This is a genomic window from Clostridiaceae bacterium (genome assembly GCA_012840395.1).
Classification (GTDB): Bacteria; Bacillota; Clostridia; order Acetivibrionales; family DULL01; genus DULL01.
Map to the genome: position 1 here is coordinate 1 of DULL01000021.1, position 16,687 is coordinate 16,687.

Below are 16,687 nucleotides of genomic sequence, written 5' to 3' on the forward strand. Positions count from 1 at the left end.
ACTCGCTTACGCTCGCCCTTGACATCCTCAGACATAGTAAATAAATGTAAAATATAGAAATTTAAAGAAAGGAGAATCTAACTTAGAAAAGCTGAAAAATTGTCTTGACAATGGGGGGCATTATAGCTAAATAGCTTAAGCCTCAAAATTTAGTTGTTTCCGGCAAAATAGAATCCAAGCATTTAGGTTCTGTAAAATTTCCAGTTTATCATTGACAATGAGCCTCTGTGAACATGATTTGATGTCAGGGGCGATATGCATAACAACTTTGTGACATCGCCCTCATAAGGATATCATGTTCACTTCTCATCGTAAATGATTCGCTTCGCTAAATTGTAAATTCTTAAGTTCCGCAATGCTCGAAAGTTTAAGTTCCGAATATAATTTAGTCAAGAAAAGGGAATAAAAACAAATATTAAGGGATATTAAATAAATAATCTTTTAAATATAATTTATTATGTAGTAATTCAGAAGCGATAGTTGTTCGCTTAATTTAAGAGTCCGATTATCATAATTATAATTAAAGTCTAGTCAATTAAAAATCTAATTTATCTGAAAGGAGAGGTAGGTATACAATGAGTGTAAGAATGGGTATTATTGGAGCAGGAGTCTGGGCAAAGACACACTGCATAGCTTATCAGTTAGCTCCAAACGCTGAATTAGTTGCTATATGTGATATAATTCCTGAGAAGGCAAAATCTCTTGCAGAAAAGTATGGCGCTAAAAGGGTGTATACAGACTATAAGGAAATGCTAAAAGACCCCGAAATAGATGCGGTCGCTGTTGTAACTCCGGATTATGCACACAAAGAACCTGTTTTAGATGCAGCTGCTGCAGGAAAGCATATTCTTGTTGAGAAGCCAATGGCTACATCTTTGGCAGATGCTATTGAAATGCATGAAGCGGCAAAAAAATATGGTGTTATTCTCATGCCTGATTTTCATAACAGGTGGAACCCTTGCTTTGTAACAGCTAAAGAAAGTATAGCTGATGGTTCTTTAGGCGCTCCCAAATATATTTTTATTCGTCATAGTAATACAAAATATGTTCCATTTACTATGTTGAACTGGTCTGCAAAATCTTCTGTTTTATGGTTCCTTGGATCTCATGCATGTGATTTAGCCCGTTTTATTATGGAGTCTAATGTGAAAAGGGTTTATACTGTGTCAAGAAAGGGTGTTCTTCAAAAGGCTGGCATAGATATCCCGGATTTCTTTATTTCTATTCTTGAATTTGAAAATGGTGGGGTAGCTACTATAGAAAACTCCTGGATTCTTCCAGATGTATTGCAAAGTGTTGGAGAATTCCGTGCTCAAATTGTATGTGAAAATGGAATTCATAATATTGAATTCAATACAAGTGATTCCTGTGTCACATATACAGAAAAACAAGGCCGCGGACGTTCAAGAGATTTATATGCACAAAACGTTGTTTATGGCAAACTTAAAGGCTTTTGTTATGACAGTATACTCCACTTTTTGGATTGCGTTGAAAACGGCACCGAATTAATATGTAACAGCATTGATGGTATAGAAAATACAAGAACACTTGAGGCTATGTCAAAATCCCTTGAGATTGGTGAACCTGTTGAAGTTGTCCGCTAAGAAACCTGGAATACCAGAGTTAAGATCATAAAAGAACATAGTGCTTATGTAGATAACATCTAATTATTATATAAGCGATAAATAATATTGAGGCAAAATATGATTACATATTTTAATGCGCCGCCACCGAATCCCAGACTAAAAGAACTTATGCATGCCTTAATACCTGCAGTAATTGCTGATCAAATTGCGGCGACTATGTTAGGTATTGTCAACTCTATTATGGCTTCAAATGTAAGCAGTGTTGCTATAGCAGGAGTGGGACAAGTTGATGCTTTTAACAATATTTTTGTGATATTTTTTAGTGCTTTAGCCGCTGGTGGGACTGTATTGGCGGCACAAGCTGCAGGCTGCAACAACCATGAATCTGTTAATCATATAGCGACTCAGTCTATGACATTTGGTTTAGCAATTTCAACATTTGTTAGTTTGTTGATTTTTTGCTTAAGAGAACCAATACTTATGTTTTTATATAGTAGTGTTGATGAGTCTATACACAATGCTTCTATGGATTATTTTTTCTGGGCTTCATTATCTATACCATGCTCTTTTATTATCGCTCAAGGAGGAGGTTTATTCCGTGCTGTTAAGGATGCAAAAACTCCTATGCGTATTAGCATTCTAACAAATATTATAAACCTTCTTGCTGGCTATGTTTTAATTATAGGACTTCCAGGTAGAACAGGACTAGGAGCATGGGGAGCAGGTATTACTATTTTCTTATCACGTTTTATAGGCGCATGTTGGACTATTTGGATAATTAGATTTAAAGGCGCAAGTGTAAAAATCATACCTATAAAAAAATACCATCTTGACAAGTCAATTATACAAGATTGCATAAAAATTGGTGTTCCTGCTGCATGCGAAAATGGGCTATATTATTTGGGCAGGCTTGTAATACAGGTAATGGTATCAAAAATGGGTGCGCTTGCTATATCAGCTAATCAAATAGTCCTTTCTATTTATTCTATCATGACGCTGGTACCGAATTCTTATGCCCTTGTTACTCAGACTATTGTGGGTAATTTTGCAGGCAAAGGTAACAAGAAAGAATGTGCAGCAGCTTCATACCATATTGGGAAAATTAGCCTTTATACATGTCTTGCTACTTTATTATTTATCATGATATTTTCTAGGATTATTTGTCTTGCATATACCCGGGATGCAGAAATATTGAATCTTGCAAGCACAGCATTACGAGTTTTCGCTACTTCACTTTTGTTTTGGGCACGAGCTGTGATACCAGGCTCTTCTTTACGAGCCATGGGTATTTCCTGGTATCCTATGGCAGTAAATGCTTCAACTATGTGGGTGTTTCAGGTATTATTTATAGCGGTTATTGTCATACCACTTAACTGGGGAGTATGGGGTGTATGGCTTGGCTATGGGCTATCAACTGCTGCACGTGCTGCCTTATACCTTTTATATGAGCAGAAAGGGAAATGGCTTTCTAATGTCAAAGAACAGTCTGGTAATATATAAATAGTGCGGAAGACTTATCTTGTTATTTATATCGCTTATACCGCAATTTATATTTGTTTGTGTTCATTGTTTCAGAAAAATATTTGTGATAAGATGTTGATGAATATTAAGAAAGGAGATAAGTTGTCATGAGTAGTGATTTCAATTTTATACCTGCCGATTTTTGTCCAATTAAGGACAGGGAACTTCTTGAGAGATTAGCTAAAATGACACCTGAAGAAATAGAGCAGCACCCCAATCCGGATGTAAAAATTAAAATTCTTCCCAACGCTGGCTCTGTGATGCTTGCAGAGCAGTTCATGGGAATAAAAGAATCTTTTGAAAAAGATAAAAAGTTTTCTACAATCTTTGGAAATCCAAATCCCAATGATCACATGCCATTAGCTGAATTAATTAATGTAAACCGCATAAACTGCAAAAATTGTGTATTTATTACAATGGATGAATGGGCGGATCAGGATGGAAATATAGCCCCGATTACATATAAGTCTGGCTTTACATATTCATTCCTGAAGTATTTTATTAACAAAATTGATCCGGAACTTCGTCCATTACCTGAAAACATTTTATATCCTACAAACGAAAATATCAATTACTACTCTGACCTTATTGATGAAAAGACAGACGGAGGAATTGATTTATTCGTTTCTGGTCCGGGATGGGCAGGACATATTGCTTTTATTGATCCTTGTCCTGAATATACTCAGGTGAACAGTATTGAGGAATATTTGCAGCAGCCTGCTAAAATAGTTACCTTACATCCATTAACTATTGTGCAGAATTCTCTTCATGGTGTTTTCGGATGTTCAGGTAATATTGGAAATGTTCCTCCGAAAGCTGCAACTATAGGACCCAGGGATGTATTGCACGCTAAGAAAAGAATAGAAATTCATTCTATTAGCACAATGGGAACATTTTCTTCATGGCAGAGAATGACTTCAAGGCTGATAACCCATGGGCCTGTTACACCTATGGTACCAGGATCTATTTATCAAGTACTGCCTTGTAGAATATATATTGATCCTAATATTGCAAAACCAATTGAGTGCTTAGAAACTGTAGGATATTAGGTTTACTATAGAAGCTGAGCTTTGATAAAAGTAGTTTGGATTTTTAGCTCAGCCGGCAGATTCAGGCGACCTGCCTAATCAGGCGTCAAGAAGTCTCTCGCTTCTGTAAGCGGGAGCTGAATTGATGTAAATTATAATAACAACCTTGTTCAGTTGGAGATTGCAAGACCTCCACTGAATCCCCGGGCAAGCGAGTTTAACGTCCGGTTAGGTTAACTGATTGGTAAAATTATTTCAGCTCATTTAGAAAAAAAGTTTATCCCCGCTTGTTAATGTGAGCATAAATCAGGAGGTTTCTCCAGTTGCATTTTTACAGGCATGGGGATATTTTTATTGTTGTAGATGATAATATCTAATGATAAAATGGATGGGCAAGTATATTTATTTTATGGACAAGTTTTGTTTAGGAGGCACTGGATTGAATTTTTTTACAGTACTGCTAATGTCAGTTGGACTTGCTATGGATGCTTTTGCCGTGTCGGTAACGAACGGTATGTTAATAGCAGGTATTAAGTTTAAACATGCTTTTAAAATAGCTGCTTTTTTTGGATTTTTCCAGGCTGTTATGCCTATTGTTGGTTGGCTTGCAGGTATAAATTTCAGAAATTTCATAGGAATGTTTGATCACTGGGTCGCATTAATTTTACTTGGATTTATCGGTGGCAAGATGGTACGGGAATCTTTTGAAATGAAAAAAGAAAGTTGCCCTACTGAGGATCAGAAAAAACATGATATTGATAACAAGACACTATTAATGCTGGCAGTAGCCACCAGTATTGATGCACTTGCAGCTGGATTAAGTTTTGCCATATTAAGCACATCAATTATTGAAGCAAGTGTTTTGATTGGTTTTACTACTTTTTTAATATGCTTTGCCGGGGTTCTTATAGGGAAAAAATGCAATATTTTATTAAAGAGTAGAGCAGAATTAACAGGGGGAATAATCTTAATAATAATCGGGTTGGAGATTTTCGCGAAGGATACCGGAATTCTGTCGTCATTTTTATCATATTTAATTTTAAAAATCCAGGGATTATAGAGCAGGTTCATTTTGAAATGAGGTTTTAGCAATGAAATTTTTAGCGCCAATAATAGTCGGAGCTGTAATAGGATATATAACTAACTGGTTAGCAATAAAAATGTTGTTCAGACCTCATAAAGAGGTCAGGATATTTGGAATACGCCTGCCTTTTACCCCAGGGCTTATACCAAAGGAAAAGGACAGAATTGCCAAGAGCATAGGGGATGCTGTAGGAACTTATCTTTTGTCACCCGAAACATTTACCCTTGCTTTGCTTAATGATAGGATAAGCCAGCATATTGAATCATGGGTAAATAATATTCTGAGCAAACAAGATAATGGTGATAAATCCACCAAGACTATGCTGGAAGAAACTTTGGGCGTTAATGTGGATAGTCTGTTAGAAGAAATTGAACAGAGGTTGGCTTTATTTATATGCTCTCAGTTAAAAGAGAAAAAATTCAAAGACGGACTTATGAATTTTATAGAGTATAAAATCTATGATCAATACGGCTCTTATTTTTACAATGGAATTAAAGAAAAAGCTGAGGAAATACTGAATATATTCTTTACCTCGGGAGTTATTGAAATTGAGTTGTCAAAATCTTTGAATAATTTAATCAATAAGTTGAGTACTGATACCCGGACCTTAGAGAAGGTCTTACCGGATAGCTTTTTAAATTCAGCCAGGGAGTTTATTTATGAACATGCCGGTGATATCAGGATTAGATTAAAAGAATTACTAGATAGCCCATCCATAAAGAGAAAACTTAGAAATTCCATTTCAGAGATAGCAGAACAAAATATAAATAAGCTGGTTGCCATATTTATAACTCCAGATTCAATTGCTGATAAAGTAATTGGAGCCTTGATTAAATATGTTGAAACTCCTGAAAACGAAAAAAACATTGCGTCAATTATGTTGACTCTTATTGATAGATTTGTTAAAAGCAAAATATCGGATATTATTTCAGCAATATCCGATGAAAGGAAGGAGCAGACAGTATCCCATATTTCTGCTGAAGTGGTAAAATACTTATCTGACAGGAATAATCAAAGAACTCTGGTAAATTTGGTAGAAGAAAAGCTTATATACTTAAAGCCTGAAATCAAAAAAAGCATACTTTCCTTTGTTGAAGATGAATATGAGGGTATTACCTCTTCACCTGATTTATGCGAGAAAATACTTCCTATTGTCCGAGATATTATCAGAGGCATTGTAAATAAACCATTTTCTTTAATTATTGGTGCCATTGACGAAAAAACTGTAAGAAATATTACAAACTTTATAGAAGAAGTGTTTAAGTACTTTGTAAATACAAAAATGACAAACATAATAAGGCAGCTCAATCTATCTGAAATAGTGGAAAATCAGATTAAAGGATTTGATGCTGCCTATACTGAGGATATAATATTAGAAATAGCCAGCAGAGAACTAAAAGCAATAACGTGGCTTGGTGCACTTCTTGGAGGAATTATGGGTATTCTTATGCCTTTTTTTGAGATGCTGTATAATTAACCCTCAATTGGAAGTTCAAATATCTCATCTGGTTTTAACAGGATAACCTTTGTGTTGGTTTGACTTTCCACCTGGCTTTTAAATTTAGCGGGATCCTGGGAAATTGCAGGGAATGTGTCATAATGCATAGGTATGACAAAATCAGGTTTAATCATTTTAACAGCTCTTACGGCATCTTCAGGTCCCATAGTATACAGACCTCCGATAGGCAATAGAGCCAATGTAATTCCTTCATCGGCTAGCAGGCTCATATCAGTGGTCAGGGCTGTATCTCCTGCAAAATATACTTTTACATTTTCCGCTTCCACCACGAAGCCGCAAGCTATTCCACCGGGCACACCACTTCCGTGAACCGCTGCAACAAGTTTGACAGAACCAAATTCAGTCTTCTGGATTCCTCCTATATTCCCCGGAAAGAACTTAATGGGCTCTTTATCCAGCATTCTTGCCAGTTCAAATGTAGTATAAACTTTAGAATTATTTGATTTGGCAATCTTTACAGTATCTCCGAGATGATCCCCATGGGCATGTGATACAAATATATGAGTAGCCTTTATTTCCTCAGGTTTTTTTGATGCCGAGGGATTGCCGGTAATGAAAGGGTCAAAAAGCAGGCTGTGCTGTCCTGTAACAATTAAAAAGGCAGAATGTCCTAAATACTGAATTCTCATTTCACATCTCCATCCTTGTAATTTTCCATTATTTTCGGTATATACTTATATTTTTTATACTTTATTTTTTTAGTAACAGAATTAATTCTTTCAGTATTATTTTACCAAAAACAATAAGGTTGAGGAATAGAATATTAATTTCTCAATTCTATTTACTACAACTCACTGTTTCTATATAATTAAACATTGTAATTAACACATTGAAATATGGCATGATTAAGAAAAATGAGGAGGATTTGGCATGGTGGAAAATCTTGTAATCAGAAAATTAGAAAAGGGGGAAGAATTTCCTTATGATTTGCTTCTCCTGGCAGACCCGTCAATGGAAGCCATAGAGGATTATATACACAGAGGTGACTGTTACATTGCTTTATTGGATAATAAGGTAGTTGGAGAATATGTTTTAATAAAGACAAGGCCTTTTACAATAGAACTTGTAAATATTGCAGTGGACGAGAAATATCAGGGCAAGGGTATAGGAAAGGCTCTGGTTATGGATGCTATTAATAGAGCCAGAGAAAGCAAGGCAAAAGTTATTGAGGTTGGTACCGGAAATTGCAGTGCTTATCAGCATCTGCTCTATCAAAAATGCGGTTTCCGCATGACCTGGATAGATATAGATTTCTTTAAGAAGCATTATGATGAAGAAATATATGAAAACGGTGTAAGATGCATTGATATGATTAGAATGAGTATGGATTTATAGAGAAACAAATAATAACGGCAGCATATTAAAAATATCCTGCCGTTATTAATATTTTTGCATAACTGATATTTTCCTGTACATGGTATTAAGTACTATTCCACAGTAATTACTGACACAGGGCAGCTCTCTGCTGCTTCCTTTGCAGAATCTTCCACTTCTGCAGGAACTTCGTCAACATATACTTCTGCAAGGCCGTCATCAGCCATTCTGAATACTTCCGGGCAAGTGCTGGCACAAAGTCCGCAGGAAATACAACCATCTCTATCAATTGAAGCTTTCATAACTATACCTCCATAAGTTATTTATAGGACTATAATTTTATCATAAGACAATCATAATATAATAATATATTATATCTCGTATAATCTCAATTATCCAGATAGTATCACATGAAAGTTTCTTTGCTGACAATATATATAAAAATAATTAGAATTAATTAAAAAGAATTAGTAAACAACTAATTTAGTAATATATAAAAATAATGTAATCAGTTATAATAGAAATATCGACTTTTTTTAATTTAAGTATTTATTTTCATTAGTGGAAATGAGTATTATTATGAATATTTACTAGAATGGAGAGAAATTATGGATAAACAAAGACGTAAGGAATTAGTGGAAAAGTATAAAGAGATTAAAACTTATATGGGAGTATATAAAATTACAAATCAAGTAAACAGAAAAGTGTTCATATCAGCTACCCCTAACCTTAAAAACCGCTGGCTGACGGTTAAAAGTCAACTTGAAATGGGTATGCATGTGAACAGTGAGTTGCAAAAGGACTGGAATGAATTTGGACAGGATGCATTTACCTATGAAGTGATTGAAGAAAAGGAAATAAAAGAGGGTACTGATGTCCGCTGGGAAATTAAACAAATGGAAAAAAACTGGCTGGAAAAGATCCAGCCATTTGGGGAGAGGGGATATAATAAAAGGCAAAAATAATAACCCTATTTAATAATATTTTTAATAAATATACCACAATTGTAGTTTGAATTAACCTGAAAACAGCCGATATATAATCTAAGTATTTATGTTTTGAACATTAGGTCTTGGGTAATATTATTTTGAATATTGGTCTGATTACGGGGGGCATTATGAAAAGTATAAGTGTAAGAATTATATTATTATTAGGGTTGTTGGTTTTTCTTATTTGCTCTGGATTAGGTATTGGAGCATTTCTTACTACTTCTGATTCCATAATAAATATTTTTAAAGAAACTATGCCCAAATTTGCTTTAGAAGCATCTATCGTTATACAGAATGAGATACAAAACCAACTCAATACCCTGAGCATCATTGCATCTTTGGAAGTAATGGAAGTATTGAATGAACCTGATGGAGACCTTTCCTATGTGAGTTCTGTTTTATCAAGAGAATTTAACAGAGCAGGACATAAACGAATGATACTTGCTAACAGACAGGGAAGTGTGCTTTATGATAGCGGATCATCAGGTGATATACATAATTTAAATGAAAATGTTTATTTTAATAGGGCACTGGAAGGAGAAAATGTGGTATCAGACCCCATGTTTGATGAAGATGGTGTTAGTGTAATCATTGTATATGCAGTTCCGGTAAAAATTAACGGGGAAATAGCAGGTGCTTTGATTGCAATAAGGGATGGACTTGAATTAAGTGAATTTGCTAACAGAATTGAATATGGTGAGTCTGGGGAAGCTTTCATTATTAATAGCCAGGGTAAAACTATAGCCCATGGGAATAAAAATCTGATGATAGAAATGATAAAAACTTTTGCTGCAGATACGGTGTCTTCAGCAACAACCAGAGGTTTTTCCGGTGAAGAGGAAGAAAGAAGTGATGTTGCCACCTCCGCCACTTCATTGTTAGTAAGAGATGATGGTTCTGGTGATAAAACGGGATTTAGAGGTTTTTATGAAGCTCTTGAACAAATGGTCCAGGGAAAAACAGGTTTTGAAGAATATGAGTATAAAGGAATTCAAAAAGTTTTAGGTTTTGCACCAATTGAAGGCCGTGGCTGGTCTATTGGAGTTGCTGTTGATAAGGAAGAGGCATTATCAGGATTGTCAGAACTAAGGAGAGTTTCCCTGTTTGTATCTTTAATTTTTCTTTTTATAGGATTTGTGGTTGCCTATTTTATAGGAAAGAGTATATCCAAGCCCATTATCGATCTGACAAAACAGTGCAGCATCATGTCTGAAGGTAATTTTACTAAAATGATGGGAGAGAAGTATACCCGCCGGCGTGATGAGCTTGGGGATTTGGCCAGGGGATTTAATAAAATCAATGTTAACGTATCAAAGATAGTCAAGAATGTAATTTCTGAAACAAGCAACATGAGCAGTGCAATTGAAATTGCCGATAAAAGTATGTCTGATTTGACGAGAGAAATAGAGTATGTGTCTGATATAATACAGCAATTATCATCAGAAATTCAGGAAACCTCTGCTATGGCTGAAGAGATGAATGCTACTTCAGTAGAAATAGAGACATCCATAGATTCAATTTCCAACAAGGTTCAGGAGGGTGTAGAATCTGCCGAAGGAGTAAGTAAGAGAGCTGATGAACTGAAAAACAACGCACTCGACTCTCAGAAAAGTGCCCGTGATATTCTGTTAAATGTTGATGAAAAGTTAAGAGAAGCAATTGAAAAATCAAAAGCCGTTGAAAAGATAAGTGTTTTAGCTGACGTAATTTCAAAGATTTCCACACAGACGAATATTCTTGCACTGAATGCATCAATTGAAGCTTCCCGGGCAGGGGATACAGGAAAGGGTTTTGCCGTTGTTGCGGAAGAAATAAGAAAGCTGGCTGAACATTCTAAGAAGACTGCAAATGAAATTCAGGAATTAATAAATCAGGTTGTGGATTCAGTTCAGAATCTTTCAACAAATTCGAGACAGGTGCTGGATTTTTTGGAAAGTAAAGTTGTAAAAGATTATGATATGCTTGTAAAAACAGGAATTCAGTACAGTCAGGACGCCCAGTTCATTGATAGTATGATGAAAGAATTTAGTGAAGCTTCGGAAAAACTATATATATCTGTTAATAATATTGTGAAAGCTATAAGCGATGTTGCGGAGGCTGCAAATGAAGGGGCTTCTAATATTTCAGAGATGGCTAATGAAGTCAGTATGATAGTTAAAGCTGCTAATGAAGTATTAGAGCAGACTCATGTTGTCAGTTCAAGTTCAAGTAAATTATCTGAACTGGTATCTATATTTAAAGTGTGATAAAAGTAAAGATTAATGGAAAATTTCCTATCATTTAGATATAATTTAATTTATATGGAATTTTAATTATTGGAATTATAAATGACATTTTTAAAATTTAAGCAACTGAATTGGTCAACAGAATTAAAGGATTCTGGCTATAAGTATAAGGATAGTGGCTATAATTGAAATAGCCACTATTAATTGACATCAGAGACACGGGAGGAAGTTATAATGTCAATTGAAAAAGTAAGAAAATATTTTAGTCAATGGAACATGGAAAACAGAATACAGGAATTCGATGTTTCAAGTGCAACTGTTGAATTGGCTGCAAAAGCACTCAACTGCAAACCTGAGCGAATCGCAAAAACATTGTCTTTTTTGATATACGGACAAGCAATTCTTATTGTTACCGCCGGTGATGCAAAGATTGACAACTCAAAATATAAGCAGAAATTTAGAGCAAAAGCAAAGATGCTTACTGCGGAACAGGTTGAAGAGCTGGTTGGACATGCTGTAGGCGGTGTTTGTCCCTTTGGAATTAATGAAGGAGTTCCTGTTTATCTAGATATATCGCTTAAACGCTTCGAAACTGTATTTCCTGCATGTGGGAGCAGCAACAGCGCCATTGAACTAAGTATTCCGGAACTTGAAAAATATTCCGGATATGTTGAATGGGTTGATGTTTGCAAAGGCTGGAGTGATGAGGAAGTTTAAACTGGTATGTATAAAATTTTTATAGTTGAAGATGATTTAGTCATTGCCAGAACTATAAAGGAACATCTGTCAAGATGGAACTACGATGTTGCATATGCAACTGACTTTAAAAATATTATAGATCAATTTATCAAATTTGAACCGCATATTGTACTTCTTGATGTAATACTTCCGTTTTTTAACGGCTTTTACTGGTGCGGTGAAATACGTAAGATTTCAAAAGTTCCGGTCATATTTATATCTTCTGCAGGTGACAATATGAATATTGTTATGGCTATGAACATGGGAGGAGATGACTTTATAGTTAAACCCTTTGATCTGAATGTTTTAACGGCAAAAGTAGGAGCTCTCATTAGAAGAACTTACTCTTTTCAAGGCCAGGTCAATATTATTGAGCATAAAGGAGTTGTTTTAAATCTGAACGACACAACACTGGCCTATAAGAATAAAAAAATTGAGTTAACAAGAAATGAATATAAGATTTTACAATTGCTTATGGAAAATGCAGGTAAAGTTGTATCCCGGGAAGAAATTATGGAACGTTTATGGGAAAGTGATGAATTTATTGATGATAATACTCTGACAGTTAATATTACCCGCCTGAGAAAAAAACTTGCAGAAGCAGGATTAGACAATTTTATAATAACAAAAAAGGGATTAGGGTATATGGTTGAATGATATGAAGAATTTGATAAATATTATTGGTTTATATATAAAGCGGAATATGGTTGCAATTGTTGCCATACTAATATCTTTTGGAATTTTCCTATCGGTTTTTTCCCTTTATTCCCTGCCTTTTGAAGCGGTAGGCTATGCCGCTTTGCTTACAGGAATTTTTGTTTTGTTAATAGGAGCAATGGATTTTTGGGTTTTTTATAAAAAACACATATTTCTTAATGAAATAAAAAGATGTATTACTATTTCTGATTTTACCTTCCCTTCTTCGAAAGATCAGATAGAAAAAGATTACCAGGAATTAATCAGAATTATAAATGAAGATCGTAAAAATATAATAAATGAAAAAGACAGGGCCTTTACCGAGATGGTGGAATACTACACTACCTGGGCCCATCAAATCAAAACACCTATTTCTGCAATGGGTTTACTTTTACAATCCCAGAAATCTGATACAAATACTGAATTATTAAACCAGCTTTTTAGGATAGAAGAATACGTTCATATGGTTCTGCAGTTTCTGCGTACCGAAAGTATGAGTTCTGATTTAGTATTTGAGAGACACTCTCTTGACGATATTGTAAAACAGGCAATAAGAAAGTATGCAAAATTGTTTATATACAAAAAAATAAAACTGAACTATAAGGAACTGAATTGTTATGTGCTGACAGATGAAAAGTGGCTTACTTTTGTTATAGAACAGGTGTTGTCAAATGCCCTGAAATATACTAATGCAGGAGAAATATCAATTTACATGGACAATAATTTGGCTGATACATTAGTTATCGAAGATACAGGGATAGGGATTGAAGAAGAAGATTTACCCAGAATATTTGAAAAAGGTTTTACAGGATATAACGGCCGGGCAGATAAAAAATCTACCGGAATAGGAATGTATCTTTGCAAGAAAATATTAGACAAACTTTCACACACTATAACTGTTGAATCAATGGTTGGCAAGGGTACCAAAGTGAAAATAGGTCTTGATGTAAATCATATTGAAGCTGAGTGAATTTATGGATAGAGGGACATTTCTTAACGCGAAAGAAAATATTCTTGCCCGGAAAGGAATGTCCCTTTAACTTAACCTTACAAAAATGTAAGCCTGAAAGAGAAAATGTAAGCCAAAGTTAAGGCAAGGCATTTTCTTTTTTTGTTATAATAAGTCAAGAAAACCAGGGGGTAACTGGAATTTTATAAGTATGCAAATCAGTCAATATGGCTGATTATTAAGTTGATAGGGAAGAAGATTATTGGAGGAAAAGAATTATGCCACTTTTAGAGGTTAATAATCTGAAGAAAATTTATACTACAAGATTTGTAGGAAATTCTGTCCAGGCTCTTTCCAATGTATCTTTTTCAATTGAAAAAGGAGAGTATGTAGCCATTATGGGAGAGTCCGGATCAGGTAAAACCACTTTGCTAAATATTATTGCAGCCTTTGATAAACCTACTAGCGGGGAAGTACTGTTAAATGGGAGAAGTATAACTTCAATGAATGAAAAAGAAATCTCCGCTTTCAGGCGTGATAATCTGGGCTTTGTGTTTCAGGATTTCAATTTGCTGGATACTTTCTCAATTCAAGATAATATACTTCTGCCTTTGGTTTTGGCAGGAAAAACTTATGAGGAAATGAACAGCAGACTAAAACCTATTGTGAAGAAACTGGGGATAAATGATATACTTTCAAAATATCCTTACGAAGTTTCAGGAGGACAAAAGCAAAGAACAGCTATTGCCCGTGCAATCATTACCAAACCGCAGTTGATTCTTGCTGATGAACCTACCGGCGCTCTGGATTCCCGTGCTTCTGACAGCCTCTTGAAGTTGTTTGGCGAAATTAATGGAGAAGGACAGACTATCCTATTGGTTACTCATAGCATAAAAGCTGCAAGTCATGCTAAAAGAGTTCTCTTTATAAAGGACGGAGAATTATTTCATCAGATTTATAAAGCAACAATGTCAAATGAAGAATTGTATCAGAAAATTTCAGATACACTAACTCTAATTGCGACAGGCGGTGCTAGAAATGAATAGGTTTTTTTATCAAAAGCTTGCAGTAAATAACATAAAAAAGAATGCAAAAGCTTATATGCCATATATACTGGCATGTATTGGCACAATTATAATGTTTTATAACATAAACTTTTTGGCTGAGGCAAAAGATATAGAAAATTTAAACGGCAGTAATTCTTTAAGGACAATATTGTTCCTTGGAACAGGAGTAATCGGTGTTTTTTCTCTTATTTTTTTATTTTATACAAATAGCTTTTTGATTAAACAACGTAAAAAAGAATTTGGTTTGTTTAATATACTTGGAATGGAAAAAAAACATATTGCAAGAATTATGTTTTATGAAACAATATTTATTGCCTTTTTATGTATTTTTATAGGAATACTGGCAGGGATACTTTTAAGCAAACTAATGATTTTGCTTCTATTTAAAATTATTTCTTTTAGAGTTGTTTTCGGATTTGAAATACCCGCCGGAGCTGTTTTATTAACAATGGTTTTATTTGCAGGAATTTTCATGTTAAACCTTATCTACAATATATTCCAGGTACATTTGTCTAAACCTATTGAACTGTTAAAAGGCGGCAATGCAGGTGAAAAAGAGCCTAAGATAAAATGGGTTTTAACAGTTATAGGAGCATTATCCCTGGGTATAGGTTATTATATTGCATTAGCAACAGAATCTCCCTTGGAAGCAATAAATATATTTTTCGTGGCTGTGCTTTTCGTCATAACTGGCACCTATTGTTTGTTTATTGCAGGAAGTATAGCATTATTAAAGATACTTCGAAAAAATAAAAATTATTATTATAATATCAAACATTTTATTTCAGTTTCAGGTATGATCTACAGAATGAAACGAAATGCTGCAGGACTGGCTAGTATTTGTATCCTGTCAACAGCAGTAATTGTCATGATATCCACTACAGTTTCGCTGTATACAGGAATAGAGGACGTCTTAAGGACCAGATATCCGAGGAATATAATTGTTACCATTACTGATATTTCAGAACAACAGGTAGAAAAGCTGGATACTATTATTGAAGAGCAGGTAACTTTAATTAACGCCGTTAAGAAGGATGTCATTCGTTATCGCTATAAAAATTTTCTCACAATCCAGAATGGTACTGATTTTACTACCGCAAAGGAAGAATATTATCCCGGCAGCAATGTGGCATCAGTAACATTTATTACTCTTCAAGACTATAACAAAATGGAAAACCAGTCTGTTTCACTATCAGAGGGTGAAGCCTTTTTATATACCCTTAGAGGTAATATTCCCGGTGATGATTTAGACTTTAACGGATATAAAATATCAGTAAAAGAGCGCCTTCCTTCTCTAAATGTAGAAGGAAGAATGTCGGCTGTGTTGTATAACAATTATTATTTGGTAGTAAGTGATATAAGTACAATTAAAGAAATATATAACCGGCTTCATGGAAATGATGATATAATGGAAGAGCTTTCATATTATTATGCTTTTGATATGGAGAGTAGTGGTGATTCTCAGATAAATCTCGTAAAGGAACTACAAAAGGCTATCAACAATTTAGGTCTGAAAGGTTATGTAGAGGGACCCGAAATTGCGCGGGAAAGTTTCTATTCCCTTTATGGTGGCCTGTTCTTCCTTGGTATTTTCTTAGGACTTTTATTTATCATGGCAACAGTCCTTATTATCTACTATAAGCAGGTTGTGGAGGGGCATGAAGATAAGGAGCGTTTTGAAATCATGCAAAAGGTAGGCTTAAGCCGTGAAGAAATCAAGAAATCAATTCACAGCCAGGTATTGACGGTGTTCTTCCTGCCTCTTGTTACAGCTGTTATTCACATAGCATTTGCTTTTAAAGTAATTACAAAATTGCTCGTAATTCTTAATCTGACTAATATCCCCTTGTTTGCTCTGTGTACAGCATTAACTATACTTGTGTTTGCATTATTTTATGCCATGGTATATGCATTAACTGCAAAAACTTATTACAAAATAGTGAGCTAATAATTAAAATTGCTTCTATCCGG

The 16,687-nt window shown here is 34.7% G+C and carries 15 protein-coding genes; 13 read left to right on the forward strand and 2 right to left on the reverse strand.

Features of this window, described 5'->3' with window-relative positions:
• Positions 1–575: 575 nt before the first annotated feature.
• The 5 genes from GXX20_02690 (at position 576) to GXX20_02710 (ending at position 6,696) form a co-directional block, all read left to right on the forward strand.
• Positions 576–1,604, forward strand: coding sequence for a Gfo/Idh/MocA family oxidoreductase (locus GXX20_02690; GenBank protein HHW30572.1), 1,029 nt, complete (start codon positions 576–578; stop codon positions 1,602–1,604).
• 99 nt (positions 1,605–1,703) lie between these two features.
• Positions 1,704–3,086: an MATE family efflux transporter gene (locus GXX20_02695; protein ID HHW30573.1), complete on the forward strand. Its 1,383-nt coding sequence runs from the start codon at positions 1,704–1,706 to the stop codon at positions 3,084–3,086.
• 128 nt (positions 3,087–3,214) lie between these two features.
• Positions 3,215–4,156: a hypothetical protein gene (locus tag GXX20_02700; GenBank protein HHW30574.1), complete on the forward strand. Its 942-nt coding sequence runs from the start codon at positions 3,215–3,217 to the stop codon at positions 4,154–4,156.
• Between the two features lie 418 nt (positions 4,157–4,574).
• Positions 4,575–5,195: a manganese efflux pump gene (locus GXX20_02705; GenBank protein HHW30575.1), complete on the forward strand. Its 621-nt coding sequence runs from the start codon at positions 4,575–4,577 to the stop codon at positions 5,193–5,195.
• A gap of 31 nt (positions 5,196–5,226) precedes the next feature.
• Entirely contained in the window at positions 5,227–6,696 is a 1,470-nt protein-coding gene (locus GXX20_02710; protein ID HHW30576.1) for a DUF445 family protein, read from the forward strand.
• On the opposite strand, the gene GXX20_02715 is transcribed toward GXX20_02710, so the two are convergent.
• Entirely contained in the window at positions 6,693–7,367 is a 675-nt protein-coding gene (locus GXX20_02715) for a metal-dependent hydrolase (GenBank protein HHW30577.1), read from the reverse strand. The genes GXX20_02710 and GXX20_02715 overlap by 4 nt on opposite strands.
• Positions 7,368–7,608: 241 nt before the next feature.
• Here GXX20_02715 and GXX20_02720 point away from each other — a divergent pair, with 241 nt between their 5' ends.
• Entirely contained in the window at positions 7,609–8,073 is a 465-nt protein-coding gene (locus GXX20_02720) for a GNAT family N-acetyltransferase (GenBank protein HHW30578.1), read from the forward strand.
• Positions 8,074–8,165: 92 nt separating this feature from the next.
• Here GXX20_02720 and GXX20_02725 read toward each other — a convergent pair whose 3' ends face one another.
• Entirely contained in the window at positions 8,166–8,354 is a 189-nt protein-coding gene (locus GXX20_02725; protein ID HHW30579.1) for a ferredoxin, read from the reverse strand.
• Between the two features lie 306 nt (positions 8,355–8,660).
• On the opposite strand from GXX20_02725, the gene GXX20_02730 reads away from it, so the two are divergent.
• From GXX20_02730 to GXX20_02760, 7 genes are all read left to right on the forward strand, one after another.
• The gene (locus GXX20_02730) at positions 8,661–9,017 is read left to right on the forward strand and encodes a GIY-YIG nuclease family protein (protein ID HHW30580.1); all 357 of its coding nucleotides are present in this window, start codon (positions 8,661–8,663) and stop codon (positions 9,015–9,017) included.
• Between the two features lie 152 nt (positions 9,018–9,169).
• A complete protein-coding gene (locus tag GXX20_02735; GenBank protein ID HHW30581.1) occupies positions 9,170–11,287 on the forward strand; it encodes a methyl-accepting chemotaxis protein in 2,118 nt (705 codons plus the stop codon).
• Positions 11,288–11,500: 213 nt separating this feature from the next.
• A complete protein-coding gene (locus GXX20_02740; GenBank protein HHW30582.1) occupies positions 11,501–11,983 on the forward strand; it encodes a YbaK/EbsC family protein in 483 nt (160 codons plus the stop codon).
• A 6-nt stretch (positions 11,984–11,989) separates the two neighbouring features.
• The gene (locus tag GXX20_02745) at positions 11,990–12,661 is read left to right on the forward strand and encodes a response regulator transcription factor (GenBank protein ID HHW30583.1); all 672 of its coding nucleotides are present in this window, start codon (positions 11,990–11,992) and stop codon (positions 12,659–12,661) included.
• 1 nt (position 12,662) lies between these two features.
• The gene (locus GXX20_02750) at positions 12,663–13,670 is read left to right on the forward strand and encodes a HAMP domain-containing histidine kinase (GenBank protein ID HHW30584.1); all 1,008 of its coding nucleotides are present in this window, start codon (positions 12,663–12,665) and stop codon (positions 13,668–13,670) included.
• A 257-nt stretch (positions 13,671–13,927) separates the two neighbouring features.
• Entirely contained in the window at positions 13,928–14,695 is a 768-nt protein-coding gene (locus GXX20_02755) for an ABC transporter ATP-binding protein (protein ID HHW30585.1), read from the forward strand.
• On the forward strand, positions 14,688–16,664 hold the full coding sequence (locus GXX20_02760) for an ABC transporter permease (protein ID HHW30586.1): 1,977 nt from the start codon (positions 14,688–14,690) through the stop codon (positions 16,662–16,664). The genes GXX20_02755 and GXX20_02760 overlap by 8 nt, the downstream gene beginning before the upstream one ends.
• Positions 16,665–16,687 lie beyond the last annotated feature (23 nt).

What these genes read in the sequence shown, in the direction of transcription:
- GXX20_02740 (HHW30582.1), top strand. Translation starts at nt 11,501, where the DNA reads ATGTCAATTGAAAAAGTAAGAAAATATTTTAGTCAATGGAACATGGAA.
- GXX20_02710 (HHW30576.1), top strand. Translation starts at nt 5,227, where the DNA reads ATGAAATTTTTAGCGCCAATAATAGTCGGAGCTGTAATAGGATATATA.
- GXX20_02700 (HHW30574.1), top strand. Translation starts at nt 3,215, where the DNA reads ATGAGTAGTGATTTCAATTTTATACCTGCCGATTTTTGTCCAATTAAG.
- GXX20_02760 (HHW30586.1), top strand. Translation starts at nt 14,688, where the DNA reads ATGAATAGGTTTTTTTATCAAAAGCTTGCAGTAAATAACATAAAAAAG.
- GXX20_02715 (HHW30577.1), bottom strand. Translation starts at nt 7,367, where the DNA reads ATGAGAATTCAGTATTTAGGACATTCTGCCTTTTTAATTGTTACAGGA.
- GXX20_02725 (HHW30579.1), bottom strand. Translation starts at nt 8,354, where the DNA reads ATGAAAGCTTCAATTGATAGAGATGGTTGTATTTCCTGCGGACTTTGT.
- GXX20_02755 (HHW30585.1), top strand. Translation starts at nt 13,928, where the DNA reads ATGCCACTTTTAGAGGTTAATAATCTGAAGAAAATTTATACTACAAGA.
- GXX20_02745 (HHW30583.1), top strand. Translation starts at nt 11,990, where the DNA reads ATGTATAAAATTTTTATAGTTGAAGATGATTTAGTCATTGCCAGAACT.
- GXX20_02720 (HHW30578.1), top strand. Translation starts at nt 7,609, where the DNA reads ATGGTGGAAAATCTTGTAATCAGAAAATTAGAAAAGGGGGAAGAATTT.
- GXX20_02730 (HHW30580.1), top strand. Translation starts at nt 8,661, where the DNA reads ATGGATAAACAAAGACGTAAGGAATTAGTGGAAAAGTATAAAGAGATT.
- GXX20_02695 (HHW30573.1), top strand. Translation starts at nt 1,704, where the DNA reads ATGATTACATATTTTAATGCGCCGCCACCGAATCCCAGACTAAAAGAA.
- GXX20_02750 (HHW30584.1), top strand. Translation starts at nt 12,663, where the DNA reads ATGAAGAATTTGATAAATATTATTGGTTTATATATAAAGCGGAATATG.
- GXX20_02690 (HHW30572.1), top strand. Translation starts at nt 576, where the DNA reads ATGAGTGTAAGAATGGGTATTATTGGAGCAGGAGTCTGGGCAAAGACA.
- GXX20_02735 (HHW30581.1), top strand. Translation starts at nt 9,170, where the DNA reads ATGAAAAGTATAAGTGTAAGAATTATATTATTATTAGGGTTGTTGGTT.